This window comes from Chamaesiphon sp. OTE_8_metabat_110, from assembly GCF_031382685.1.
Taxonomy (GTDB): Bacteria; Cyanobacteriota; Cyanobacteriia; order Cyanobacteriales; family Chamaesiphonaceae; genus Chamaesiphon.
The window spans coordinates 1-6,371 of record NZ_JANMZA010000098.1; the positions used below are offsets into that span (position 1 = coordinate 1).

General features: G+C 44.9%; 5 protein-coding genes. All 5 read left to right on the top strand.

Features of this window, described 5'->3' with window-relative positions:
* Positions 1 to 251 precede the first annotated feature (251 nt).
* The 5 genes from RMO52_RS03620 to RMO52_RS03640 all read left to right on the top strand — a co-directional run bounded on the left by RMO52_RS03620 (position 252) and on the right by RMO52_RS03640 (position 6,185).
* Positions 252 to 1,808, top strand: a complete 1,557-nt coding sequence (locus RMO52_RS03620) for a hypothetical protein (protein ID WP_310410920.1) — start codon at positions 252 to 254, stop codon at positions 1,806 to 1,808.
* Between the two features lie 169 nt (positions 1,809 to 1,977).
* Complete coding sequence (locus tag RMO52_RS03625; protein ID WP_309742294.1) at positions 1,978 to 2,400, top strand: hypothetical protein; 423 nt, start codon at positions 1,978 to 1,980, stop codon at positions 2,398 to 2,400.
* Positions 2,401 to 2,898: 498 nt separating this feature from the next.
* Positions 2,899 to 5,643, top strand: a complete 2,745-nt coding sequence (locus RMO52_RS03630) for a DUF1156 domain-containing protein (protein ID WP_310410923.1) — start codon at positions 2,899 to 2,901, stop codon at positions 5,641 to 5,643.
* Positions 5,644 to 5,716: 73 nt separating this feature from the next.
* On the top strand, positions 5,717 to 5,932 hold the full coding sequence (locus RMO52_RS03635; RefSeq protein WP_310410926.1) for a hypothetical protein: 216 nt from the start codon (positions 5,717 to 5,719) through the stop codon (positions 5,930 to 5,932).
* 4 nt (positions 5,933 to 5,936) lie between these two features.
* Complete coding sequence (locus RMO52_RS03640) at positions 5,937 to 6,185, top strand: hypothetical protein (protein ID WP_310410929.1); 249 nt, start codon at positions 5,937 to 5,939, stop codon at positions 6,183 to 6,185.
* Positions 6,186 to 6,371 lie beyond the last annotated feature (186 nt).

The following is a 6,371-nucleotide window of genomic DNA, read 5'->3' on the forward strand; positions in this document are numbered from 1 at the left end:
CCTATATTTTTATCTCCAATCTCTCAGAGACACAACTTTTTAGTGATGTCTATATCTGGTTTCTCTACGTTTTTTTGGCGACTTCCCCAGAATTAAATGGTGTCCGGTGACTAATTATTGGTCGCTTTCATCTTCGATCGAGTTCCATCTACGGATGTCGAAATTTATAATATATTCATCCCCATCATCTCCCGATCGGCATCAGCGACGAAATTACTAACGATCTCACCACCCGACTCGAACGATCGGCAATGCGGCAATCGATCGGGGCAGACATCTATAATCCTAGTGGGCGCGAAGCATACGCGCAAATTCAAGATGCTGAATATATCGCAGCGGGTAAACCTCCCTACAGTAGTTGGGTAGGGCGAACAATTTTCTTGCATTCTCTCACACAGGGGACTTCCGCAGGGATTCATCGATCGGAATTAAATTTATCCCTGTTTACACCTAATCTAGAATTAGGATATGTCGATACTGTTTTAGGTAAATTGCAGTCTGTTGCTTGGTATCTAGATAGCGATCCGATTACGACAATTTCGCGCTTTCGGGAAGAACCCTCAATCAATAAAATAATCACCCAAGAACGCGAACAAATCGGGCGCACAACTGCCAAGGACGACCTCAGAGACAGGCGGGATAGTATTTTCGCCAAAAGAGCATTTAACCTCGTCAGTGCGCCAGAAAGTCCCGCAGACGTGGATGATACGCCGGATAATGTGGTGCTATGTTTGATTGATTTTGATGAAGCTACCGTCACCGAATGCAATTCCCCACCGCCATCTTTAGTCGATCGCATTTTCAATAATACTGGCTCGGCTGGAACCTTTCGGAAATATCGCAACCGCCTATTATTTCTAGTCCCCGATAAGCAACAATTAGAACGCGCGATCGAATTAGGGCGAGAGTATCGGGCGATTAATAATATAGGCTTGCAAAATGGCGATTGGGATCTCAAGGTTGGAGACAAGTTGTTTATCAAAACAGGCGATGCTCTGACTCTTCCCAATAGCATCGAATTTTCCGATGAGATGGTACTTTATCATCGCGGTATTTTGCAACCACCCGCACCAAAAGAAATCGAACTTAGTGTCCAACTAATTGCAAATAATATTACCAGAATCAAATGGAAAGCGAAGGGCGCACTTAAAGTCAGTCTTTATCAGAACAATGTGGCAATCGATCGAGAATTTCGTCCATCTGATGAATATGAGACTAGTATCGATAGTATCACGATTTTTAAGGCGATCGCGGACTATGGCAATGGTGAAACTATTAATAAGGAAACTCGTTTAGTTCCGCCATCTTTAGCTCGTGAAGATGGTATTGACTACGATCGTAAGCAGATCGAAGTTACTCAGCTATCACCACTGATTGAACTAGATGGGAGTATCGATACTGTCTTTACTAAATTCAGTGATATTTGTAGCGATCGACAAGTCAAAGGCATCGAATCTCTGGAACTATCAGTCGATCGAGTCCTCGATTATCGCAAGCTAGGTGTTACTCGACCACAGCTAAGTAAACTATCTCTCCAGATCGACCAGACTGTATTAATCCGTACGGGTGAGCAATTTGTCAAACTAGAATATCAAGGAAAAGTCCGAGGCTTTCAATCGCTATTTTCAACTATTAATAATCTGCTCAATGCTCCCGATACTGAAGCCGATGTATATCTAAAGGTGTCGCTAGATATATCCACAGAAATCGAAGCCCAAGGGGTGGAAATACAGGCGATGAAGCAAGCACTCGATCGAAATCAAATTGAACGATTGAGATTCAAAGCGACGATCGCTAATAAGCACTAATAATTAAGGTAGAGGCAATTCATGAATTGCCCCTACCTTAATTATTAATAAACTGCAATATATCGATCTAGTCTCGGTTTGTGGGCATTCTAAATCTAGGGCTGAATAAGTGACGGAACAGCTTTTCTTAGCAAGCCTTATATAGAAATCACCAAACCCCGATCGATCGATGCAAGCCTTTGAACTCCGTGTCGAACCTCTCGACAATAATAACTTTGAGATCGCACTTTGGCAACGCAGCTACAAAAAAGCTGGAGAAAAATACTGCCCTAAATCAAAACAGATAGGAAAAAGCCACGGACAATCTTTAGTCTTAGTTAGACAAGTAATTTATGATGCTTTGAAAGCTAATAATTACGATCCGAAAACCCTATCATACAAACGCCAATCTGCTTACATTATCACCGAAGAATTTGGCGTTACTTTAGCTATTCTATTTCAAGTACTGCAACCAATTTCTAAACCCGATCGGATTATTAAAATTGCTCAATCGATCGCGGCGATGAGTTATGAAGAAGCGAATTACTGGTTTGCATTGATTACTAATGGTCGATCGAATGCACTTAAAGCAATGAGGGTGTTGTTTGATTAGCGGCGTGGATCTACCCACCCCGTCGATAAGCGCCACCCCTCCGAGGAGGTGACTTTGCACGCTAGACATTGCATTTTCAAGCATACATCTCTCTCGAAAGCCCCCCAGGGGGCGATCTAAAAGCCCCATCAAAAAACGCTCGCATGAAAATCCCCTCCTCGGAGGGGTGCCCAACGGGCGGGGTGGGTAGATCCCCGCAGCCACTCCAACACCCCCGCATGAAAATCCCCTCCTCGGAGGGGTACCCAACGGGCGGGGTGGGTAGATCTCCGCCACAACACTAACACCCCCGCATTTCCCAAACCCCAACCCCCAATGAAAAGCCAAGAAAACAAAGTAAAGATTGAAAAACCCACACCCATCAAAATGCTCAACGAGCGGGTGCAGTGTGTAAATGATAATAACTCATTGGATAGTTCACGACGAACTAAACCACTTATTGAAGAAATCATACTTATAAAGAGTTCACAACGAACTCAACTCTTCATCGAAAAAATCATGCCCGTCAAAATGCTCAACGAGCAGGTGCAATATGAAAACGGCGGCAACCCCTTCAAAGGATTGCATCGATGGTACTCACGCAAACCGCTGTCATTTTCCCGCGCATCGATATTGGCTTCTCTGTTACCTGCTGATGTGACAAAAGAGGAATTCGCGCAATTATTAGGCATCGTACCGAATGGGGATACCAAGCTGTACAAAACAACTCCCAGCGATGTAGCGAAGGAAAAAGTCCACGCATTATGCGAAAAAACTTGGGGCAAACGCAATCCCACCATCCTCGATGCCTTCGCCGGAGGAGGAAGTATCCCCTTTGAAGCGGCGCGGTATGGGTTGAATGTCTTGGCTTCCGATCTCAATCCCGTGGCGGTGGTGACGATGAAAGCCGCGATGGAATATCCGCTCAAATTTGGGGCGGGTTTGCAGGTGGATATCGATAAATGGGTGAAGTGGGTAGGCGATGAAGCCGAACAAAGGTTAGCAGAATTTTTCCCTAATCCCGACGGCGAGACGGCGCAGAATTATCTCTGGGCGCATACTGTGGTTTGTCCCTGTTGTGAATCGATCGTACCATTAAGTCCGAATTGGTGGTTGAGTAAGACGAGTAACTATGCAGGAAAAGGGCAGACAAGAAAGGTTACGAGTGATTGGTACGCCGTTAAACCAATTCCCAATCCTCAGCAAAAACGGGTAGATTTTGAATTAGTGAAGGGTGCGAAGGGAAGTGGCGCGACAATAGTAACTGAAGATGAAGAATACGATCCCGATCTTACGGTTTTGATCGGTCGTGGCGTGGGAAAATGTCCGAATTGTAGCAGTGTGATTGAAGATGATGTCATCAAAGCTCAAGCACAAGCAGGTAAATTTGGGCATCAACTATATGCGGTGGCTTACAAGCGCGGTAAGGGTAGTTTGGAATTTAGAACCCCGACAGCGGCAGATTTAGCAGGGGTAGAGAGAGCCGAGGAAGCGATTAAAGATGGTTGGGAAAATCTGATTCCTGATGTTGGCATACCTCACGGGCAAAAAACAGAGAGATTATTTAGTATTGGGATCGATCGATGGTCAAAATTATTTAATCCTCGTCAACTGCTGACTCTTGTTACCTATGTAGAAATTATCCAACAAGCAAAGGCAAAGATTAGAGCGGAATTGGGTAAAGATGAATTAGATAGAGCGAATGCAATTATTACTTATTTGGCATTGGTACTCGATCGATGTGCTAATAAAAACTCTAGACTTGGTGGATGGGATCACACAAGAGTAAATACGCGAACAGCGTTAGCGCAACACTCACTAAATTTGATGTGGAACTATCCAGAAATCAATGGATCTGCCGAGTTGTGGGATTCCTGCGCTGATGCTTTTGTCTCTGACTATCAAGCTCTCTGTACCTATCTAGGTGCCCCATCTTCCACAAACCCCACCATCCCAGGCTTCCAAGAAAACCCATTACCCATTACCCATTACCCATTACCCAAAATCACCCAATCCTCCGCCGATAGCTTGTTCGATATTCCTGATGAATCCGTCGATGCCATCATCACCGATCCACCCTACTACGGCACCATCCAATACGCCGAACTATCCGACTTCTTCTACGTCTGGATGAAACGGGTACTCGATGACGTGTATCCAGAATTATTTTATAGCGAACTCACCGACAAAGATCGCGAAGCCGTCGCCAATCCTTCCCGCTTTCGGAATATGGGCGAAAAGCCTGAAAAATTGGCACAGTTAGATTATGAAGCCAAAATGCTCTTGGCATTTAGTGAATACCATCGCGTATTGCGTCCCGATGGCGTGATGACAGTCCAATTCAACCACAAAGATCCTGGTGCGTGGGATGTACTGGCAAAATCTTTGATCGATGGTGGCTTCGAGATTACCGCATCTTGGTCGGTAAGTACCGAAAATCCCCAAAATCTCCATCAAGCCAAGAAAAACTCTGTCGCCAGCACCGTCCTCTTAGTCTGTCGCAAACGCGATCCTGATGCTGGATTAGCTTGGTGGGACGATTTGCGCCCCCAAGTCGTCAACATCGTCGAAGCACGCGCCGTCGAATTTGAAGCCAATGATATCACCGGAATCGACCTCTATCTGAGTGCATTTGGTCCCGCCCTAAACGTATTTTCCAGTGCTTATCCCATCCTCGATAGTAGCGGCGCACCCGTCCGCCCAGAAGTAGCCTTCGCCGAAGCCCGCCGCGCCATCGCCAATTACCGCTTCCGTAAACTCGTCCAAACCGACACCGCCGGATTCGATCCCCTCACTCAGTGGTATCTATTAGCGTGGGATGCCTTCAAAACACGAGAATTTGTATTCGATGAAGCCCGACAATTAGCCCTAGCAATTGGTGGTTTTAATGTCGAAGATTTGAGCAAAGTCTACAAACTCATTACTTCTACTGGTGGCATGTGCAAACTTTTAACCCCCAAAGAACGCCTCAAAAAACGCGCCTTCACCCTCAATGAAGCCGAATTTTTCTCACCTCATCTAGTCGATGCCCTCCACATCATCATTGCCATTTATGAAGAAGAACACAACCCCCAATTAGTGCGCCGCTTCATGCAAAACACCGGACTCATCGACAGCGATGCCCTAATGAAAACAATGGAAATCGCCCTCAAAGTATTCCCAACCAGCACCTCAGAATACGCCACCCTAGTTTCACTGCGATTAGCAATGGACGAGATTAAGGCGAAGGTTGTGGTGGAGCAGTTGAGTCTGAGTTATGGGTAGATCTCCGCAACAACTCAAGACGATATAATAAAGTCACCACTCTCATCGCCCATACCCCCACTCCAAAACCATCATGAGTCCAGAACTAGAAAATATCCTAGTGCAAGCTCAAAAATTAGATCGTCAAGAACAACTTCAACTGATTAGCCACCTCAAACAGCAATCTCAATCCAGATCGAAACAGCAATCTCATAACCCGTGGTTAGCAACCGCAGGTAGTCTAGTTGACGATCCATTTTTCGAGGATTATATAGCCGCAATTTCTGAATACCGTAAATCTGTAGGATGAATTTATGAAAATCAAAGAACAACTATTACAAGAACTCAATTCTACACCCGATCGATTACTTGTTGAAACCCTCAATTTTCTACAATTTATCAAAGCCAAAGAAGAATTAACTTTCTCCACCGGAGCATCTTTACTTGTCCATCTAAAAACTATCGGTACTTGGCAAGGTAACGATTTTGATGAATGCTTACAGGACATCTCTGATACCCGATTACCTGCTGAGTTCACTTTAGAAACCAATCCCTTTGACTAATGTACCTATTAGATACAAATCACTGTAGCCGTCTAATTTTAGGAGATGCTAACCTAATACTGCGGTTGAGTGAAATTCCTCGCGATCGCATCTATACTTGTGCAATTGTCGCAGGAGAATTAATTAATATGGCAGAGCAATCGCAACAACGCGCTCAGAATATCTTGCTAGTTAAAAACTTCCTCA